A 19936-nucleotide genomic window follows, 5' to 3' on the forward strand; every position below is an offset into this window, starting at 1 on the left:
CCGTCCGGGCGGCCCGTACGACCGTCGAACCTGGGGACCAGTCATGGAGACACCCGCACACGCCGACCCGCCGACGCCGGCCCAGCAGGCGCTGGACGCGCTGACCGTGAACGCCGAGGACCAGACGGCCCTGGACACCCTCGCCCACAGTGACGTACTCGTCCCGGTGCCGGACGACGCGCTGGACGGAGAGGGCGCCGATGCCACCACGGTGGCCCTGCCCGTCCTGGAACAGCCCAGCGGCGACGCGGTCGTCCCGGTGTTCACCACCGAGGGCGAGATGGCCGATCTGCTGCCCTTCGTCTCGCGCTACCGGCTCATCCCGCTCGGCGCGCTCGCCGCACAGTGGCCCGACGAGAACCTGTCCCTCGCCATAGACGGCAGCTCCTCCCACGCGCTGACGCTCACGTCACAGGGGGTCCGCACGCTGCTGGCCCGCTGAGCCGCCCGGACCCGCCCCGCGGGCGCCGCCGGGGCGCCGCCCCCGACGCGGCGCCCGCGGGCACGTTCTAGGCGTCCTGCCCGGCCAGCGTGCGGCGCAGCACCGCCCGCTGGAGCGGCAGCACCTCGGCGTGCAGCGCCCGGCCCCTGGGGGTGAGCGCGACCCACACCCCGCGCCGGTCCTCCGCGCACACCGAGCGTTCCACGAGGCCGTCCTTCTCCAGCCGGCCGATCAGCCGGGACAGCGCGCTCTGGCTGAGGTGCACCCGGCCGCCCAGGTTCTGCACCCGGCACTGCTCGCCCTGCTCGGGCGGCTCCGTGGCCAGCAGGTCCAGCACCTCGAAGTCGCTGGCGCCGAGCCCGTGCGGGTGCAGGACGCGGTCGATCTCGCACATGGTGCGCGCGTGCACGGCGAGGATGTCCCGCCAGCGTTCCTCCAGCCGGGTCTCAGCCGTCTTCACTGCCATAACCGCACGGTAGCACCGTCCCGAGCATTCGTTGACTGTGCAACTAGTGCCGGGGCGGGCGGTCGCTCCGGCTCAGGCCGACGGGTCCTGGAGCAGCCCCAGGTGATTGCCGTCGGAGTCCCTGACGAAGGCGATCAGCCGGCCGCCGCCGACGTCCTGCGCGTCCTGGAGCAGCTCGGCGCCCGCCGCCACCAGCGCCGCGAGCCGCTCCCGCAGATCCGTCACATGCCAGTACGGCACCGGCCCGGTCATGCCCTTGGCGTGCCCGCTCGGGTCCAGCCCGATGTCCTGCCCGGCGGCCTTGTAACCGACGTAGTACGGCTCGTCCGCGTACGGCTCGACGCCCAGCAGCGCGCCGAACAGGGCCTTGGCGCGGTCCAGGTCCTTCACCGGGTAGATGATCGTCCGCAGGCCTGCGGTCATGATGCTCACTCCTTCGCACAGCGGCGCCCGGCCTCGCGGGCGGGGCACCGACGGGTTCCCCGTCGGTGCCCCCACGCTAGGACGGGCGAGCCCGCGGCGGCTTCTCCGATCCTGACCGGTTGCCGCCCCCGGTCGCGCGGGACCTCTCCCGGCCGGTCGCGGCGTCACTCGTTGCGCAGCACCTCGGCGACGGTGAGCCGGGCCGCCCGGCGCGCGGGCACCAGCGCCCCCATGACCGTGATCACCACTCCGGCGAGCGCCAGGACGGCCAGCAGAGGCGGATGCCACACGGCCGTCATGGAACCGGGCAGCGTGATGTCCAGCCCGGCCGCCATGCGCGGCACCACCACCCGGTGGGCGACGATGCCCAGCGGGACCCCCAGCAGCGACCCCAGCACGCCGAGCACCGCCATCGACGTCACCGTCATCACCGTCACCTGGCCCGGGGTCATCCCGATCGACTTCAGCATGCCGAGGTCACGGCGCCGGTCGTGGGTGTTGAGCACGACGGTGTTGAAGACGCCGAGGGAGGCGACCAGGGCCAGCATCAGGGTCAGCGCGGTCGCCGAGCCGACAATGGTGCCGGTGACGGTGTTCGCCCCGCTCAGCTGGACGGACAGCCCCCGGTCGGCGGCCTGCACCGCACGGGCGTACGCCTCCTGACCCGCGCCCTCGTCCAGCTTCACGTGGTACGCGATGGGGCGCGCCCCGGGCAGCAGCTCGGTGACCGTCGGCCAGTCGCCGACGACCAGCCGGTCGTCGCTGTCCAGCGTCTCGCCCACCACGGTCACCCGCTCCTCGCGGCCGTCCTTGCGCAGCCGCAGCCGGTCCCCGAGCCGCACCCCGTTGCGGCGCAGGAACGGCGACCCGGCCACCACCTCCCCCGGCCGGCTCATCCAACGGCCCCTCACGAGCACGGTGCCCAGGGACCGGCCGCCGCGCCGGCCCTCGAGCATCACCACGTTCGTACTGCCCACCAGGAGCACTTCGTCGTCCGACCGCGCCGTGACATGCCGCGCGCCCGGCAACGAGTCCAGCAGCGCCTCGAGTTCACGGTCGCCGCGCACCGGCCGCACCTCCTTGCCGTGCCGGTGCGTCCCTACGTAGACGGTGACGTCGTAGGTGCGGTCACCGCTGTTCCCGAAGCCGTTCAGCGTCGCCGCCAGCCCGGTCGCGAACGTCACCGTCGTCACACCGAGGACCACGGCGGCCAGCGTGAGCGCGCTGCGCGCGGGACGGGCGAAGGGGAGCCCGGCGCCCAGGCTCACCGAGCGGGGCAGCCGGGCCCCCGCCAGCCGCCGCTGGAGGCCGAGCGCCCGGCCGGCCCGGGGCGCGCTGCCCGCGCTGATGGCCCGCGCCGCCGGCAGCCGCCGCGCCCGCACCGAGGGCCCGAGGGCGGCGAGCACACAGACCAGGGGCATGCCGAGCAGCGCCGACAGGTTCACCCAGAGCGGGATCCCCAGGCTGTCGCGCAGCACCCCCGAGGCCGGCCCGGAGAACACGAATTCCAGGAACGGCCGCGCCAGGAGATTCCCGGCCACGGTGCCGAGCACACAGCCCAGGACCGCCGGCACGGAGATCATCGTCAGGTAGACGCCCAGCACCTGCCCCGGGGTGAAGCCCAGCGCCTTGAGGATGCCGATGTGCCGGAACCCGGAGACCACGGCCCCGCCGACCACGTTGGCGACGATCAGCACCGCCACCAGGATGCCGAGCACCCCGAATGCCATGAGATACGGGGCGTACGCCCGCGCGTTGCCGCCGATCCGGTGCTTGAGCGCCAGGTACGTCTGCGATCCGGCGAGCGCGTCCGGCGGCAGTTCCCCCGTCACCTCGGACAGGCGGGTGCGCAGCTGCTGCTCCGTCGCCGCGTCCCGGAACCGGAACAGCAGCTGCCGGCCGGCCGGGTGCAGCGCCCCGATCTGCTCCGGGGCGACCCAGGCATCGGCCGTGTGACTCAGGTCGAACGCGAACCCGACGATGGTGAGCGTGGGACCGGACGGCACCCGGAACTCCTTGCCGAGGTCGTCGGCGGTCCAGTCGGGCTGCCGGTTCAGCACCATCTCGCCCGGCCGGGTGGGCCAGCGGCCCGCCCACACGTCCAGCCGGTCCACCGGCCCGCCGGGACCGGGGCGGCCCACCACCGTGATCTCGCCGCCGAGACCGAAGTCCGCCGCACCGCGCGGAACACTGACCGCCGCCCGCGCGAACGGCCCGGCCACCGCCTCCACGCCCGGCCGCCGTGCCGCGCGCGCCAGTTGCCCGTCCGACACCTTGCCGCTGTCGAAGGCGGCCACGACATGCGGCCCGCGCAGCTTCTCGAAGGCCCGGTCGAACGGCGCGGACGCCGCGTCGACCAGCCCCAGCGCCACCACCGTCGACCCCGTCGACACCAGCGTCACCAGCCAGATCACCAGCGTCTGCAGGCGCCGTCGGCGCACGGCCGCCCGCGCGGCCGGCCACACCGCCCTCACGCGGACGGCTCCAGGGCGTGCTGACCGGTCACCCGGCCGTCGGCCAGCAGCACCAGACGGCTCGCACAGCGCTGCGCGAGCTGCTCGTCGTGGGTGACGATGACCAGAGTCTGGCCGATCTGGTTCAGGTCGATCAGCAGGTCCATCACCTGCTCCCCGGCCCGGCTGTCCAGCGCGCCGGTCGGCTCGTCGGCCAGCAGCAGCGCGGGCCGGTTCATCAACGCCCGTGCCACCGCGACCCGTTGCCGCTCACCCCCGCTGAGCACCGCCGGGTAGGCGTTGCGCCGGTCCGCGATCCCCAGCTCCTCGAACAGCTCCAGCGCCCGCCGCCGGGCCTGCCGGGCCGGCGTCCCCGTCAACTGGGCCGCCAGCGCCACGTTGTCCAGCGCCGACAGGTCGTCGACGAGATTGAAGAACTGGAAGATCATCCCGATCCGCCGCCGCCGGTACAGCGCCAGCCCCTTCTCGCCCAGCTCCCCGACATCCTCGCCGTGTACGACGACCCGCCCGGCGGACGGACGGTCCAGCCCGGCGATCACGTTGAGCAGCGTGGACTTGCCGCACCCCGAGGGGCCCATCACCGCGACCGCCTCCCCGGCCCGGATCTCCAGCGACACCCCGTCGAGCGCGACCGTCTCGCCGTACTCCTTGCGCACCCCGTCGAGCCGTACGACGGCGTCTTCCGTTCTCACCTCGGTGACCATGAGCAGGACGCTAGACGCGGCCCCGCCTCCCGGGCATCCCTCCCGGGACGGCACTCGGCCGCGGGACTCATCCCGGGGATGCAGTGCGCTGGATCCCCAGGTCGATGCGGATGTCAGTGCCGTCTGCGAGAGTGGTCGCCATGGGGGAGTCGGAGGTGCTGACGGCGGCGCTCGCGGTGGCGTGCGCGGCCGTCCTGGGCCTGGCCGTCGCGCTGGCACGCACCCGGCGCCGCTGGCAGGCGGCGGTCGGGGAGCGGGGCTGGCTGCTGGAGCGGGAGCGGGAGAGCGCCGCCGAGGCCGCCATCGCGGCCGAACGGGACCGGATCGCGAGGGAGTTGCACGACATCGTCAGTCACAACGTCAGCCTGATGGTCGTCCAGGCGAGCGCCGCCCGCGAGGTCCTCGGCACGATGCCGGACGAGGCGGCGACCGCGCTGCGCGCCGTGGAGGACGCGGGCCGAGGCGCGATGACCGAGCTGAGACACCTGCTGGGCCTGCTGGCGCCCGCCCAGGACGGCACGGACGCCGGCCCGGGACCGGACGCGGAAGCGGCGGGTCCGCCGCTCGCCCCGCAGCCCGGCCTGGACCGGCTCGGCCCGCTGGTGGACCGGATATCGTTCGCCGGGCTGCCCGTCGAGGTCCGCGTCTCCGGTGAGCCCCGCCCGCTGCCGCAGGGCGTCGACGTGACCGCCTACCGCATCGTCCAGGAGGCCCTGACCAACGCCCTCCGGCACGGCGACGGCGGCAAGGCCCAGGTCACCGTGCGCTACGCCGACCACGCCCTGCGCGTCGAGATCCTCAGCACCGGCCCGAGCGTCCTCACCGGCACCGGCACCGGCACCGGCACCGGCGGCACGCGTCCCGCCGGAAGACCGTATGGCGAGGGCACCGGCCGCGGCCTGCTCGGGCTGCGCGAACGGGTCGCCGTGCACGGCGGTGAACTGGACGCCCGGCGCAGACTCGGCGGCGGCTTCCGGGTCCGCGCCCGCATACCTCTGGACCGGCCGTGACCTCTCACGGGCCCGAGCGGGCGCCCCGCGTCCTGATCGCCGACGACCAGAGGCTGATCCGGACCGGCTTCCGGCTGATCCTCACCGCCCGGGGCATCGACGTGGCGGGTGAGGCCGCCGACGGCGCCGAAGCGGTCGCCAAGGCGCGCGAACTGCGGCCGGACGTCGTCCTCATGGACATCCGCATGCCGGTCATGGACGGTCTGGAGGCCACCCGCCGGATCCTGGCCGGGGCACCCGGGTGCCGGGTGGTCATGCTGACCACCTTCGACCTGGACCGGTACGTGTACACGGCCCTGTCCCTCGGGGCCAGCGGCTTCCTGCTCAAGGACGTCACCCCCGAGCACCTGGCGGCGGCCGTACGGCTCGTCGGCACCGGCGACGCCCTGCTCGCCCCGCAGATCACCCGGCGCCTGGTGGAGCGGTACGCGGCCGAGGCCGACCGGCCGGGCATGGCCGTCCCCGCCGGCCTGTCCGTGCTCACCCCGCGCGAACGGGAGGTGCTCACCCTGATGGGCCGGGGCCTGTCCAACACCGAACTGGCCGCCGAACTGTCACTCAGCGAGGCCACGGTGAAATCCCACGTGGCCCGCATCTTCGCCAAACTCGGCCTGCGCGACCGCGCCCAGGCGGTCGTCATCGCCTACGAGACGGGCCTGGTGAGACCGGGGACACGGTGACGAGCGCGCCGAAGGGGCGGGACGGGGCGGGGCCGGGCGCGCAGGGCCCGGGCCGACGGCCCATGTCGCATCCGGCGCCGTCCGCCCCGCCCGGTCCGTCCTCGACGGTGCCGTCCCCGCTCCTGTTCCGAGCCTCGCCACGCCGTGCCCCGGAGGCGGGACGGCCTCCGGGGCACGGCGCTCACGACGGCCGGACCGCGGGCGAAGCGGTCACGGTACGAGCTTCAGCAGGCGGTTGGGCGAGCCCGAGCCGGCGCCGGTGACCTTGCCTGTCGTCGCCCCGTTCACCAGGGCCGCGGCGACCTGGTCCGGTGTGGCGGAGGCGTGACCGGACAGGTAGACCGCGGCCGCTCCGGCGACGTGCGGGGTCGCCATGGAGGTGCCGGAGATCGTGTTGGTCGCGGTGTCGCCCGTGTTCCAGCCGGCCGTGATGGAGGATCCCGGGGCGAAGACGTCCAGCACCGAGCCGTAGTTGGAGTAGCTCGCCCGGGCGTCGGTGCTGGTCGTCGCGCCGACGGTGATGGCCTCGGCGACCCGGGCCGGGGAGTACGAGGAGGCGTTGGCGTTGCTGTTGCCGGCGGCCACCGCGTACGTCACGCCGCTCGCGATGGAGTTGCGGACGGCCGCGTCCAGCGTGGCGGAGGCACCGCCGCCGAGCGACAGGTTGGCGACGGAGGGCCCGGAGTGGTTCCGGGTCACCCAGTCGATGCCGGCGATGACTCCGGCGGTGGTCCCGGATCCGTTGTTGTCCAGCACCCGCACGGCGACGATCTTCGCCTTCTTGGCCACGCCGTAGGTGGAGCCGGCGATGGTGGTGGCCACATGGGTCCCGTGGCCGTTGCCGTCCGCGGCGTCGGTGTCGCCGTCGACGGCGTCGTAACCGTAGGAGGCACGGCCGCTGATCTGCTGGTGCGTGATGCGTACGCCGGTGTCGATGACGTAGGCGGTCACACCGCTGCCCGCGCTGTCCGGGTAGGTGTAGGTGCCGGACAGGGGCAGGGCGGTCTGGTCGATGCGGTCGAGGCCCCACGGCGCGCTGGACTGCGTGGTGTCGGCGACGGCGACCCGCTGGTCCTGCTCGACGGCCGCCACCGCAGGGTCGGCGGCCAGGCGCTCGGCCTCCGTCGCGGAGAGGGCGGCGGCGTAGCCGTTCAGCGCGCTGCCGAACGTCCTGGTCACGCTGCCGCCGTACTCCTTGACCAGTTTCCTGCCCGTGATGGAGGAGGCCTTGAATCCGGCGTCCTTCCGGAGCGTCACGATGTAGCTGTCCCGGACCGCCGTGGGCGAGCCGGCACCGATCACCTTGCCCACGGCGGGAGCGGCCTGGGCGGGGACGGCGGCGAGGCCGCCGGCCAAGGTGGTCGCCGCGATCGCGGCGGTCGCGACGAACCGTATTCTCTTGCTCCGCAGTTGTGCCATTACGAGGGATTCCTCCTCTTGGCGGCGCGCACGGGTGGGGCGCGCGTCTGTGGGGGGCGGGTGCGCGCGATCGCGCGCCCCTGCCGAGGCGGGGGCATGGCATCCCGCTCGGGCTGTGATCAAGAGTTGCCGACAACTGACGTCACTCACAAGGCAGTTGACGAACCATCAATAAACTTGCCATGCGCACGACATAACGAGGGTCTGGCAGGGAGGGCTCACTCGAACGCGGACGCCGCCTCGCGGAGCGCGGTGGCCACCGCTTCCGGGGAGTCGGGGCCCGGCGGTCCGGGCCGGTACGTCACCGACCTCAGCCGTCCGGTGAACCGGAAGGTGCGGTGGCGTTCGTACAGGGGCCAGGAGACGGGCGACTTGCGGTCGACGCCGACGCTGATGCCCTGGAAGGGCGCCATGCCGATGAGCTGGTGCACGCTGCCGGACACGGCCCGTTCTCTCCCGTCGACGGCCAGCGTGAACCGCCAGCGCAGGCCTTCCTCGGCGGTGGCGCTCAGCAGGACGTGGTGCGGACCCGACGCCAGGAGACCGGCGTCCGTTTCGTGCAGGACGCCGTACTCGTTGTAGGCGAGGCGCAGCCGTCCGTCCTCGACGTACAGGCTGTAGCCGCCTCCCTGGTCGCCGTGGGAGACGAGGACGCCGTCGCCGGTCTCGTCGAGCAGGACCTCGATGTCGAAGGACCGCAGGGAGATCAGCCGGGAGGAGCGGTAGCGCTCCAGTTCCGGCGTGCCGGGCAGCAGGGTGAGCGGCCGGGCGAGCCTCCGTTCGGCGGGGTTGCGGCGGGCGAGGGCTCCACTGCCGTCCGGCAGCGGGAAGACGCCGTTGCGCCAGGCCGCCTCCTCCCAGGCCGCCGACAGTTCCTTGACGAGGTCCGGGCGCTCGGCGGCGAGGTCGCGGATCTCGGTGGGGTCGGTACGGATGTCGTACAGCGCCCATTCGGAGTCGTCGTAGGGCGTGCCGGGCCGGTGCAGGGTGACGAGTTTGTGGCCGTCGCGGTAGTGGCTGCGGTTGCCGCTCATCTCGCAGTACTGCTCGTGGTGGGTGGAGTCGTGGGCGGCGTCGGCCAGGACGGGGGCGAAGCTGGTGCCGTCCGGTTCCTGGAGGGGGCGGCCGCGCCGGGTGCCGGGGCGCCGCAGTCCGGCCAGTTCCAGGAGCGTGGGTGCGATGTCGGTGACGTACTGGTACTGCGGGCGCAGGCCCGGTGCGAGCCGTCCTTCCCGGGCGCCGTCGGGCCAGGACAGCAGGAACGGGACGCGTACCCCGCCGGCGTGGGTGTGGCCCTTGTAGAGGCGGAACGGCGTGTTGGAGGCCATGCCCCAGCCTCGCGGGTAGTGGACGAGGCTGCGGGGGCCGCCGATCAGCTCCGGGGCGCGGTCGACGTCGGGCGTCCAGTCGTCCGGCAGCCCCGGGTGGTGGACGAAGCGGCTGAAGTAGGAGCGGGTGCCCTCGGCGCCGCCCTCTCCGGTCCCACCGTTGTCGGAGGTGAAGACGATGATGGTGTTGTCGAGTTCCCCGAGCGCGTCGAGAGTGCCGGTGAGGCGGCCGAGGTTCTGGTCGATGTTGTCGACGAGCGCCGCGTACACCTCCATGTACCGGGCGTAGAGCCGGCGCTGCTCCTCGGTGAGGCTTTCCCAGGCCGGTACGTCGAGGCCTGCCTCGCTGTTGCGTGCGGGCAGTTCCGTGCCGGGCGGGAAGAGGCCGGCGGCCTTCTGCGCGGCGAAGCGACGTTCGCGCAACGCGTCCCAGCCGTCGTCGTAGCGTCCGCGGTGGCGGTCGATGTCCTCGGCCCTGGCCTGGAGCGGCCCGTGCACGGCGTTGTGGGCGAGGTACAGGAAGAAGGGTTTGTCCTGGTCGTGGGCGCGCAGTGACTTGACCATGGCGATCGCCTGGTCCGTGATGTCGTCGGTGTAGTAGTAGTCGTCGGGGAACTCGTCGATGTCGAGCGGACTGTTGTCCCGGACGAGCTGGTGCGGGTGGAAGAGGCTGGTCAAGCCCTCCAGTACGCCGTAGTACTGGTCGAAGCCCTTCTGGAGCGGCCAGCCGGCGCGGTCGTTCGCCGCGTTGGACGCGGAGTCGCGCACCAGGTGCCACTTGCCGACGGCGTAGGTGGCGTATCCGGCGTCGTGGAGCAGTTCGGCGAGGGTGGGGATGTCGTCGGCGATCTGCATGCCGTATCCGGGAAATCCCGGGTCGGAGTTGGCGACCATGGCGTAGCCGACGCGGTGCGGGTTGAGGCCCGTGAGCAGCGCCGCCCGTGCCGGGGAGCACAGCGGCATGGTGTGGTAGTTGGTCAGCCGTACTCCGCCGTCGGCGAGGCGGTCGAGGACGGGCGTGGGGATCTCCGAGCCGAACGGGCCTGTGTCGCTGTACCCCATGTCGTCGACGAGGACGACGACGATGTTCGGTGCCTTCCCGGTGGGGGCGGGTGCGGGCCAGGCCGGTTCGGATTCGGCGAAGGTCCGGCCGACGTGGCCGGAAAAACCCTCGTACGGGTCGCGTCGGGTGGCGCTGCTCATGCGGGGACCTCCGCGTCGTCGGCGGTGCTGTCGGTGCTGTCGGTGCGGGGAGCCGGGAAGAGGCGGGCCAGTTCGCCGGCCAGCTCGGTGAGTTGCGCGCGGCCCGGCCGGCCGGTGAAGGCGGCGATGTGCAGGAGGGTGCCGCCGCCGCGCAGGGTGAGCAGCTCGGTGTCGAGCAGTCCCGGCACGATGCGGCGCACGGCGTCGGCCGCCGCCGGTTCGGCCAGCAGCCGGGCGAGCGGGGTGCGCAGGTTCAGGGTGCCCTCGGCGAACTCGTCGGCGCGGGCGGCCGGTTCGCGCGCGACGTCCGCCCGCTCGCGTTGTGCGGCCACGAGCAGGTGCCTCTCGTCGGCGGAGTCCGGCTCGTGCGGGAGACCGAGGCGTTCGTACTGGTCGTGCGGGGCGTCGTTGGCGCGCAACTGCTCGACCAGGAGCCGGATCATGCGCAGTTCGACGGCGTCGTCCACGATCGGCCGTTCCTGGTGCGGGTCGGTCGCGAGGTCGAAGAGCAGGGTGCCGAACCGCTGGGGGCCGAGGAGCGCCGGCGCGGGCGCGGGGACCCGGACGGTCCGCACCCCTTTGGTGAAGGAGAAGGGTTCCGCGAGGGAGATGCCGGCGAGTTCGTGCGGGGTGAAGCGGCCGCGGATGCGGGTGGGCATCAGGGTGTGTTCGTTGAGGGGCTGGTTGGTGTCGTCGTGGCAGGCGCGCATGTAGACGTAGCGGCCGTCGGTGATGTTCACATGGCCGCCGAACATGCCGAACAGGGCGGAGGTCCGCCCGGCCCCGGCGCCGGCCGTCCCGCCGGTCCCGCCCAGGGGGCGCCCCTGCATGTCGGGCGTGCGGTCGACGCCGAAGTACTCCAGCAGGGTCGGTGCGATGTCGATGGTCTGGACGAGGGTGGCGTCGTGGGTGCCGGCACGGTCCGGGCGACGCGGGTCGTGCACGAACAGCGGGGTGTGGACCAGTTCCTCGTACCAGGGCTGGACCACCTTCGCCCACCAGCCCTTCTCACCCAGCAGGAAGCCGTGGTCGGTGCAGACGATCAGGAGGGTGTCCTCCCACAGGCCGTGGGTGTCCATGGCGTCCAGGACCCGGCCGAGCGAGTGGTCGCACATGGACAGCAGCGCCGCGTACTCGTAGCGGGCGTGCTCGACCTGTTCCGGCGTCTCGGTGACCCGGTTGTAGTCGGGCCAGTCGAAGTGGGGGCCGTCGTAGTCGTGGGGGTAGAGGTCCTTGTAGTGGGCCTGGGTGAAGAAGGGCTCGTGCGGGTCGAACGTCTCGATCTGCAGGAACCAGTCGTCCTCGGCGTGGTTGACGCTCAGGAACTCCAGCCCCGCGTCGAAGGTGAGGGTCTGCGGCTGCTCTGCCTCGCTGCCGAGGTACCGCCGGTTGACCCAGTCCTGGCGCCACAGTTCGCCCCGGCCGGCGCGCAGGTCCTCGGGCGGGCGCGGGTCGGCGACGTGGCCCTTCCACGGGTCGCCCTCCTGGCCGCGGAAGAACTCCCAGGTGCTGTAGCGGCCGTGGTAGGTGGCGCCGCCGTCTTCCCAGTAGTGCTGGTGGTCGCTGACCAGGTGGGTGTGGACGCCGTTCTGCTTCAGCAGTTCGGGCATGGAGTCGTCGAACGGTTCGAGCGGACCCCAGCCGCGGTGCAGGAAGTTGTGGCGGCCGGTGTGCAGTTCGCGGCGGGCGGGCATGCAGGGCATCGAGCCGGCGTAGCAGGTGTCGTAGGTGACGGTGCGGGCGGCGAGGCGGGCGAAGTTCGGGGCGTGGACCCACCCGGGTCCGCCGTAGGGCGGCAGCATGTGCCGGTTGAGGCTGTCGAACATCACCATGACGGCCTTCACGGGGTGGTACGTCCTTCCGGTACGGCCGGCTCCGGGTCGCGGGCGCAGCGGAAGCCGCCGTGGCCGGTGGAGGAGTCGGGGGTGTTGTGGGAGCGGGCGGCGACCCGGTAGCGGTTGCAGTAGGAGGCGTGGCAGAGGTAGGAGCCGCCGCGGATGACCCGTTCGCCGGTGCCGTGGGTGTCCTGGACCCACTCCCACACGTTGCCGGAGGTGTTGTACAGGCCGAACCCGTTGGGTTCGTAGGCGGTGACGGGCATGGTGCCGGTGCTGCCGCCGGGCCGGTCGGAGCGGTGCGGAAAGTGTCCCCGCCAGGTGTTGCACATCTCCCGCCCGCCCGGCGTGAAGTCGTTCCCCCACGGATAGCGGGCGCCCCGCAGGCCGCCGCGCGCGGCGTACTCCCACTCGTCCTCCGTGGGCAGCCGCAACCCCGCCCAGGCGCAGTACGCCAGGGCGTCGTGGTGGGAGACGTGCACCACCGGGTGGTCGGCGCGGCCGTCGAGGCCGGAGCCGGGGCCCTCGGGGGCGTGCCAGGACGCTCCGGTGACGCCGAGCCACCAGGGTGCTCCCGGGACGCGGCCGAGGACGTGGCGCTCGGCGGCGGGGTGGAGCAGGAGATGGAAGACGTACGACGAGCCGAAGCGCTCGGCGTCGGTGCGGTGGCCGGTGGCCTCGACGAAGGCCGCGTACTGGGCGTTGGTGACGGCGGTGGCGTCGATGGCGAACGGTGCGACGCTCACCTCGCGGACCGGGCCCTCGTGGTCGGCGTGGTAGCCCTCGTCGAAGGCGTCGCCGCGCAGGAAGGTGCCGCCGGGCAGCTCCACCAGGGCGGGATGGGCGGCGCGGCGCGCCCGCGGCAGGGGGAGCGGCCCGGTGAACGGCCCCGCTCCGCCGCCGCGGGCGCGGCCGGGGGCGCAGCAGCCGCTCATGCGGGCACCTGCGTGGAGCGGGGCTCGCGGTGGCGCGCCGGCGGGACGGGGTCGGGGGCGGCGGCGAGCAGGGCCCGGGTGTAGGGGTCGGCCGGGTTCTCGCACACCTCGTCGGCGCTGCCGGTCTCCACGACGCGTCCCCGGTGCATGACGGCGATGCGGTGACTGACCTGCCGTACCACGGCGAGGTCGTGGGCGATGAAGACGAGGGAGAGCCCGAGATCGCGTTGCAGGTCGGTGAGCAGGCCCACGATCTGGGCCTGGACGGAGACGTCGAGCGCGGAGACGGGCTCGTCGCATATGAGCACGGACGGTTCGGGGGCGAGGGCGCGCGCGATGCCGATGCGCTGGCGCTGGCCGCCGGAGAAGGACCGCGGGCGGCGGTCGGCCGCGGACGGGTCGAGTCCGACGAGCAGCAGGAGTTCCTCGACCCGCTGTGCGCGTCGGCTCCGGTCGCCGATGCCGAAGGCGTGCAGCGGCTCGGCGATGATCTGGCCGGCGGTCATGCGGGGGTTGAGGGAGGCGTACGGGTCCTGGAAGACCATCTGGACGCGGCGCCGTACGGTGTGCAGTTCGCGGCGGGAGGGGCGGCTGATGTCCACGCCGTCCAGCCGCAGGGTGCCCGAGTCGCTCGGGTGCGCGTGGGCGAGCACGCGGGCGAGGGTGGACTTGCCGGAGCCGGACTCGCCGACGACGCCGAGGGTCTCGCCGGCGGCCAGGGTCAGGGAGACGTCGTCCAGCGCGGTCAGCGGACGGCCGCGCAGGCCGCGGCCCCGGTAGGTCTTGCGCAGTCCTACGGCCTCCAGGACCACCGCGCCGGGCCGGGGCCGGTCGATCCGGGCGGGCGGGGGCGCGGCGGGCAGCGGCGCGGACCGGCTCGTCGCGGGCGGGCAGGCCACCCGTACCGTGCCCGCTCCCGGCGCGGCCCGCGTCGTGACGGGGACCAGCGGCGGGGTGACGGTGCGGCAACTGTCTTCGGTGAAGGCGCAGCGGTCGGCGAAGGCGCAGCCGTCGGTGAGGACCGAGAGGTCGGGCGGAGCACCGGGGATGCCGGCCAGACGGGTGCCGGACGGCGCGGACAGGCGGGGCACCGCGGCGAGCAGGCCGGCGGTGTAGGGGTGCCGCGGGCGGGTGAGGACCTCGGCGGTGGGACCGTCCTCGACGACGGTGCCGCCGTACATCACCAGGACCCGTTCGCAGGCGCGGGCCACGACGCCCATGTTGTGGGTGATGAGGACCAAGGCGGTGCCGGTGCGGCGGTTGAGGTCGCCGAGCAGGGTGAGGATCTGGTCCTGGACGGTGGCGTCGAGGGCGGTGGTGGGCTCGTCGGCGACCAGGACGTCCGGTTCGCCGGCCAGGGCCATGGCGATCAGGATGCGCTGGCGCTGGCCGCCGGAGAAGCGGTGCGGATGGTCGTCCAGACGGCGTTCCGGATCCGGGATGCCGACCAGGCCGAGGAGTTCCACGGCTCGGGCGCGGCGGGCCGCCTTGTCGCGGCCGCCGTGGGCGCGCAGCACCTCGTCCAGGTGGGCGCCCGCGGTGAGCACCGGGTTCAGGGCCGTCATCGGGTCCTGGAAGACCATGCCGATGCGGGCGCCCCGGACCCGCCGGAGCCCGGCCTCGTCGGCGGTCGCGAGGTCCTGCCCGTCCAGCAGGACGGAGCCGCGGGCCACGCGGCCGGTGCCGGGCAGCATCCGCAGCAGGGCGAGGGCGGTGGTGGACTTGCCGGAACCGGACTCCCCGACGACGGCCAGGGTCTCGCCCCGGTCCAGGGTGAAGGACACGTCTCGCACGGCGCGGGTGACCGTGCCGTCGGGTGCGGTGAACTCGACGTCCAGACCGCGTACTTCGAGCAGTGCGGAGGCGGTCATCGGCGTATCTCCCGGTTCAGTGCCTCGGCGATCAGGGTCAGGCCGAGGACGAGCGCGGTCACGGTGATCAGAGGGCCGGCGGCGAAGTGCGGCGCGTCGGCGAGGTAGGGGATCGACTGGCTCAGCACGGCGCCCAGGGTGGGCTGCGGGGGGCGGACACCGACGCCGAGGAAGCTCATCGCGCCCTCGATGAAGACCGCGACGGTCAGCGAGACGGCGATCTGCACGACGAGCGGGTCCACGGCGTTGGGCAGGATGTGCCGGGTCAGGACACGGGCCGGGGAGGCGCCGCCGACCCGGGCGGCGGTGGCGTACTCGCGTTCCCGCTCGACCAGGATGCCGGTGCGCAGGAGCCGTCCGAAGGCGGGGATCTCGGCGAGGGCGATGACCAGGACGACGGGCAGGCGGCCGGGGCCGAGGACGGCGGTGACGGCGAGGGCGAGGATCAGCCCGGGGAAGGCGAGGACGAGGTCGAAGGCCCGCTGGACGGCGGTGTCCACGGCCGGGTGGGTCGCCGCGAGCAGCGCGGACAGGCAGCCCAGGAGCGCCCCGAGGGGCACCGCGAGGGCGATGATGCCGAGGTCGGCGCGGATGCCGTAGAGCAGGCGGGCGAGCAGGTCGCGGCCGAGGTCGTCGGTGCCCAGGAGGTGACCCGGGGTGCCGGGGGCCGCCAGGGACAGCGCGGACTGGTCGGTCGGACTGTGCCCGGCGAGCAGCGGGGCGAAGACCCCGGCGAGCACGACGAGCAGGACGAGTGCGAGACCGACGCGGCCCCTGACGGAGGCCAGTGCGGCCCGGTAGGGGTGGCGCGGGGTCCTGCGGGCGGGTTTCCCGGGGGCCGGGAGGGTGATGGCGGACATGGGGTCACTCCCACCTGATCCGGGGGTCGAGCCAGGCATGGACGAGATCGGTGATCAACTGGACGAGGACGAAGACGGTCACCAGGAGCAGCAGCAGATCCTGCACGACCGGGTAGTCCCGGCGGGTGAGGCCCTGTTCGGCGAGCTGGCCGAGGCCGGGCCAGGCGAAGATGGCCTCGACGAGCACGGCGCCGCCCAGCAGGTGGCCGGTCTGCATGCCGAGCAGGGTGACGACGGGCGGCAGCGCGTTGGGCAGGGCGTGGCGCCACAGCAGCCGGCGCGGGTGGACGCCCGCCGCGGTGGCCGTGCGCACGTAGTCCTCGGAGAGGGCGCGCTCGATGCCGTCCTTCAGGTAGCGGCCGAGGATCGCGGCGCTGGGCAGCGCCAGGCACAGCGCGGGCAGCAGCAGGTACTGCACACCCAGGTCGGGGGCGGCGAGGACGGAGACCCGGCCGCCGGACGGCAGGACCTTCAGCACCACCGCGAACAGCAGCACGAGCAGGACACCGGTGACGAACGGCGGCACGGCCAGTGCCCCGGTCGTCAGGACCCGGACCGCGGCGCGTACCCAGCCGTGGCGTGCGGTGGCACCGAGCACCCCGGACGCGGTGCCGAGGACGACGACGAACAGCAGGGCGCCCAGCGTGAGTTCGACCGTCGCGCCGAGACCGTCGCCGATGAGGTCGGCGGTCTGGCCGCCGATGGCGTACGAGGCGCCGAGGTCGCCGGTGAGGAGGCCGCCGATCCAGTGGACGTACTGGAGGGGCAGGGGTTCGTCCAGGCCGAGGCGGTCCCGGATGGCGGCGACGGTCTCGGGACCGGCGTCCGGTCCGGCGAGGGAGGTCGCGGGATCACCCGGCACCAGGCGGAGGATCGAGAAGATCACGAGGGAGGCGACGAGGAGGACGAGGAGGGCGGACGGGAGCCGCCGCAGCAGTCGGACGCCCATGCTCAGGCCGCCAGGTAGGCGTTGTCGAGGTTGAGGTAGGCGAACTTGTTCAGCGTGACGCCGTGCAGGTCCTCGGCGGCGACCTGGACGTTGCCGCGGATGACGAGGTCGATGATGAACGCCTCGTCGAGGAGGATGTCGGAGATCTCGCGGTGCAGCGCGTTCGCCGCGGCGCCGGTGGCGGGACTCGTCCACGCCTCGCGGACGACCCGGGTGTACTTCGCCGACCGGTATTCCGAGGTGTTCTTGGCCTCGTTGAAGGGATAGGCGCTGACCGCGAGGGTCGACGGCTGGACCTGGGCGAACCCGTGGCTCATCGTCCACAGGGCGGGCATCTTCTGGGAGATGAGGTTCTTCTGCGCGCTGGCCGGGTCGGTGGGCTGGAGGGTCACGTGGACGCCCACCTGCTTCAGGTCGTACTGGAGGGACTCGGCGACGGCGGTGTCCCCGGGCAGACCGAGGTGCAGCAGGGGAAGGTCGAGGCGGGTGTGTCCGGCGGACCTCAGCAGTTCGCGCGCCTTCGCGGGGTCGTGCGCGTAGTGGGTGCGGCCGGCCTCGGTGAAGGCGGGCGACGACTTCGGCCAGGGGGCCGCCGAGGCGAGTCCGTAGCCGCCGAGGGTCTGCTTCAGGATGCGGTCGCGGTCGACGGCGTGGGCGAGGGCCTGCCGGACGGTGCGGTCGTCGAGCGGGGCGACCGTGGTGTTGACGCCGAGGTACTGGGCTCCGCCGCCCGTGTCGTACTCGGTGACGGTGAGGCCGGGACTGCTCTTGACGACGGCGAGGTTCCTGCCCGGCACCTGGAACGTGAGCTGCGACTGACCCGTGCGCAAGGAGGAGACGAGGGCGTCGGCCTGCGGGATCACGCGGAACTCGACGGCGTCGAGGTAGGGGCGGCCCCGCTGCCAGTAGGTGTCGTTGCGGGTGAAGCTCAGTCCGGAGCCCGGGCTCCACTTGGTAAGCCGGAACGGCCCGGTGCCGTTGAGCCTGGTTCCCTTCAGCGCCTCCTCGACGGAGTTCCGATCAGTGATGATCATGAACTCGAAGAGGTCGAAGAGGTTGTTGACGCGGTGGGCCAGCTTGAGCACCAGCCTGTGGTCGCCCTGCTTCTCGAAACCGGTGACCACGCTCGCTGTCGCCCTCAACTGGGCGGCCCTGGCCGGGTTCTGGAGGTTCTTCACGGCGAAGATCACGTCATCGGCGGTGAACGGACGGCCGTCGTGGAAGGTCACCCCGGAGCGCAGTTCGAGCGTGATGCTGCGGCCGTCCTTCGCGTACTGCCAGGAAGTCGCCAGTTCGGGCCGCGGTGTCAGCTCGTCGTCGTAGCGGGTCAGCGTGTTGTAGACGAGGCGGTGCTGGAGGGACTGGCCGCTCTGGGCGAACAGGAGGCTGGGGGTGAAGTCGCTGTTGATGGCGACGCTCACCGTGCCGCCCCGTCTCGGCTCGGCGGCGCCCCCCTTCTCGGCGGACTCCGACGCGGAGACGGCCGAGCGGCAGCCCGCCAGTCCCAGCCCGAGGAACAGGGTGCCACCGCCGGCGGCACGCAGGGCGGTCCGCCGGGAGGGTGTGGCGGCCGGGAAAGGGTACGACTCGGTCATCTGATGCCTGCCTGTGACGGTTCGAGGGACGATGAGGTGATGACGAGACGCGGAGAACGGCGTCGTGCGCCCGGCGTCGCGCACCATTACTTCCGCTGCGAGCGGAATTCATGGCTGCGAGGCCGTGCAGGCGGCTGACGGTTCGGCGCGGGAGCGCGCACGTCGTCACTGTCAGCGCGGAGCCGCGCTGTCGGCGCGTATCGGCCTGGTCAGTGTGTGTCGGCGCGCATCAAGAGGGAGGAAGGATGCGGGGCGAGGCGGAGGCACCGGCGCAGTGGCCGGGTCCGCTCGCGGGCGAGGTGGTCAGACGCGAACGGCACAGACCGCGCTGGCCTGTCGACACAGGTCGACATGCCTGCGGGAGACGAGGCGCGTTTGTGGACTCACGGCAGCAATATGACAGTGACGTCGTCCGGCGGTCAACGACGCTGTCCGTTCAGTGAGACGGTGTCAGCCCTTCCGCTTCGGCCCCTGCCCGCTCTTCCATGGTCCTCAGCGGCGCCCTGAACAGCGGATTCAGCAGGACGGTGCCGGCCGCGACGGGCAGCGTGGCCGGGCCCGCGTGGGGGCTGACAATGCGTTCCGGGTCGTCGCAGACGGACGAGAGATCGACGGCGGCGCCCCGGACCTCCTCCAGGTACTCGGCGTTGAGCACGCTGGCGTGCTCGGTGACGACCACCAGGTCCGGGTTGACGACGTCGAGCAGGAGGGCGACCGCCCTGCCCACCGCCCGGGCCCGTTCCCTCAGCAGCCGGTCCGCGCGCCGGTCACCGGCGGCCGCCGCGTCCACGACCAGGAAGATGTCGGGTTCCGGCACGATCCCCCGGCGCGCCGCGGTCGCCGCGACGGCGGTGTTCGACGCGGTCGCCTCCAGACAGCCCGAACGGCCGCACGGGCAGGGGACGGTGGAGTCGGGCACGGGCAGGTGCGCGACGTCGCCCGCCGCCGAACCCGGCCCTTGGTGCACCACGCCCGCGATGCCCAGCGCCGCGTCCACGACGTTGCCGACGAAGAGGTGGACGAGACTGCGCCGTGCGGCCGGCCTGCCGAAGAGGATCTCCGACTGGGCGATGGCACGCGCGTGGTTGTCGATCCGCACGGGCACACCGCCCAGGCCCTCGGTGAGTTCCACGGCGAGCGGGCGGCGCCGCCACCCGAGCGCCTCGTGCCGGACGACCGATCCCCGCACCGGGTCGATCCAGCCGCCCAGCGCCGCACCGACTCCCAACAGGGGCCGTCCGCCCACGTGTTCGGCGAGGAAGGCGCGCAACTCGGCGGCGACGGCGGCCGGCAGCAGCTCCCGGTCCAGTCCGTCGTGCGGCACCGAGCGCCGGGCGATCACCCTGCCCCGCAGGTCGACCAGGCCCAGCGTCGACGCGGGCACGCCCAGGTGCACGCCGCCGGCCACCGGCCCGCCGACCGCACCGACGTGCAGGTCCATCGGGATCTGCGGGCGCCCCACCCCCCGGCCCTCGACGAGGTCGGGCAGTTCGCGCAGCAGCCCCGCCCGTGTCAAGTCGGTGGCCTGCCGGGACACGGCGGCCGGGCTGAGTCCCGAGAGCCGGGCGACGGCGCTGCGGGCGACCGGGCCGTGATCGAGGACCGTTCGCAGCACGAGAGCCGCGTTCGCCTCGCGCCGGCCGTCGCCGACCATTCTGGGCGGGTGGGCGCTGGACGTCATCGTTGCCTCTCCACGTTGCGGGGACATGAAATCCCGAAGCCGGTCACGGGCCGTCCCGCAA

17 protein-coding genes are annotated in these 19936 nt (G+C 73.2%); 3 read left to right on the forward strand and 14 right to left on the reverse strand.

Annotation, left to right across the window (positions count from 1 at the left end; genetic code table 11):
• Positions 1–43 precede the first annotated feature (43 nt).
• Entirely contained in the window at positions 44–442 is a 399-nt protein-coding gene (locus tag AB0E62_RS28025; RefSeq protein ID WP_362199545.1) for an SseB family protein, read from the forward strand.
• Between the two features lie 67 nt (positions 443–509).
• On the opposite strand, the gene AB0E62_RS28030 is transcribed toward AB0E62_RS28025, so the two are convergent.
• From AB0E62_RS28030 to AB0E62_RS28045, 4 genes are all read right to left on the reverse strand, one after another.
• Positions 510–908 (reverse strand): MarR family transcriptional regulator, encoded by a 399-nt coding sequence (locus AB0E62_RS28030; protein WP_362199548.1) that lies wholly within the window; start codon positions 906–908, stop codon positions 510–512.
• Positions 909–980: 72 nt separating this feature from the next.
• Positions 981–1331, reverse strand: a complete 351-nt coding sequence (locus AB0E62_RS28035; protein WP_362199551.1) for a VOC family protein — start codon at positions 1329–1331, stop codon at positions 981–983.
• Positions 1332–1495: 164 nt separating this feature from the next.
• Positions 1496–3805, reverse strand: a complete 2310-nt coding sequence (locus AB0E62_RS28040; protein WP_362199554.1) for an FtsX-like permease family protein — start codon at positions 3803–3805, stop codon at positions 1496–1498.
• Positions 3802–4509: an ABC transporter ATP-binding protein gene (locus tag AB0E62_RS28045; protein ID WP_362199556.1), complete on the reverse strand. Its 708-nt coding sequence runs from the start codon at positions 4507–4509 to the stop codon at positions 3802–3804. The genes AB0E62_RS28040 and AB0E62_RS28045 overlap by 4 nt, the downstream gene beginning before the upstream one ends.
• A gap of 140 nt (positions 4510–4649) precedes the next feature.
• On the opposite strand from AB0E62_RS28045, the gene AB0E62_RS28050 reads away from it, so the two are divergent.
• Both AB0E62_RS28050 and AB0E62_RS28055 read left to right on the forward strand, forming a co-directional pair.
• Entirely contained in the window at positions 4650–5519 is an 870-nt protein-coding gene (locus tag AB0E62_RS28050) for a histidine kinase (RefSeq protein ID WP_362199558.1), read from the forward strand.
• Positions 5516–6199 carry a response regulator transcription factor gene (locus tag AB0E62_RS28055; RefSeq protein ID WP_362199560.1) on the forward strand — a complete coding sequence of 228 codons (684 nt, stop codon included), beginning with the start codon at positions 5516–5518 and terminating at the stop codon, positions 6197–6199. The genes AB0E62_RS28050 and AB0E62_RS28055 overlap by 4 nt, the downstream gene beginning before the upstream one ends.
• A gap of 210 nt (positions 6200–6409) precedes the next feature.
• On the opposite strand, the gene AB0E62_RS28060 is transcribed toward AB0E62_RS28055, so the two are convergent.
• The 10 genes from AB0E62_RS28060 to AB0E62_RS28105 form a co-directional block, all read right to left on the reverse strand.
• A complete protein-coding gene (locus AB0E62_RS28060) occupies positions 6410–7618 on the reverse strand; it encodes a S8 family peptidase (protein ID WP_362199563.1) in 1209 nt (402 codons plus the stop codon).
• Positions 7619–7836: 218 nt separating this feature from the next.
• On the reverse strand, positions 7837–10149 hold the full coding sequence (locus tag AB0E62_RS28065; protein ID WP_362199566.1) for an arylsulfatase: 2313 nt from the start codon (positions 10147–10149) through the stop codon (positions 7837–7839).
• A complete protein-coding gene (locus AB0E62_RS28070) occupies positions 10146–11993 on the reverse strand; it encodes a sulfatase (RefSeq protein WP_362199569.1) in 1848 nt (615 codons plus the stop codon). The genes AB0E62_RS28065 and AB0E62_RS28070 overlap by 4 nt, the downstream gene beginning before the upstream one ends.
• Complete coding sequence (locus tag AB0E62_RS28075) at positions 11990–12817, reverse strand: formylglycine-generating enzyme family protein (protein ID WP_362199808.1); 828 nt, start codon at positions 12815–12817, stop codon at positions 11990–11992. The genes AB0E62_RS28070 and AB0E62_RS28075 overlap by 4 nt, the downstream gene beginning before the upstream one ends.
• A gap of 98 nt (positions 12818–12915) precedes the next feature.
• Positions 12916–14790 (reverse strand): ABC transporter ATP-binding protein, encoded by a 1875-nt coding sequence (locus AB0E62_RS28080; protein ID WP_362199571.1) that lies wholly within the window; start codon positions 14788–14790, stop codon positions 12916–12918.
• Positions 14787–15650: an ABC transporter permease gene (locus AB0E62_RS28085; protein ID WP_362199574.1), complete on the reverse strand. Its 864-nt coding sequence runs from the start codon at positions 15648–15650 to the stop codon at positions 14787–14789. The genes AB0E62_RS28080 and AB0E62_RS28085 overlap by 4 nt, the downstream gene beginning before the upstream one ends.
• Before the next feature lie 4 nt (positions 15651–15654).
• Complete coding sequence (locus tag AB0E62_RS28090) at positions 15655–16599, reverse strand: ABC transporter permease (protein ID WP_362199577.1); 945 nt, start codon at positions 16597–16599, stop codon at positions 15655–15657.
• A gap of 2 nt (positions 16600–16601) precedes the next feature.
• On the reverse strand, positions 16602–18194 hold the full coding sequence (locus AB0E62_RS28095; protein ID WP_362199580.1) for an ABC transporter substrate-binding protein: 1593 nt from the start codon (positions 18192–18194) through the stop codon (positions 16602–16604).
• Between the two features lie 303 nt (positions 18195–18497).
• Positions 18498–18581, reverse strand: a complete 84-nt coding sequence (locus AB0E62_RS28100; RefSeq protein ID WP_362199811.1) for a putative leader peptide — start codon at positions 18579–18581, stop codon at positions 18498–18500.
• Between the two features lie 49 nt (positions 18582–18630).
• Positions 18631–19875: an ROK family transcriptional regulator gene (locus AB0E62_RS28105; RefSeq protein ID WP_362199583.1), complete on the reverse strand. Its 1245-nt coding sequence runs from the start codon at positions 19873–19875 to the stop codon at positions 18631–18633.
• Positions 19876–19936: the final 61 nt, after the last annotated feature.

The organism is Streptomyces sp. NPDC038707, from assembly GCF_040636485.1.
Classification (GTDB): Bacteria; Actinomycetota; Actinomycetes; order Streptomycetales; family Streptomycetaceae; genus Streptomyces.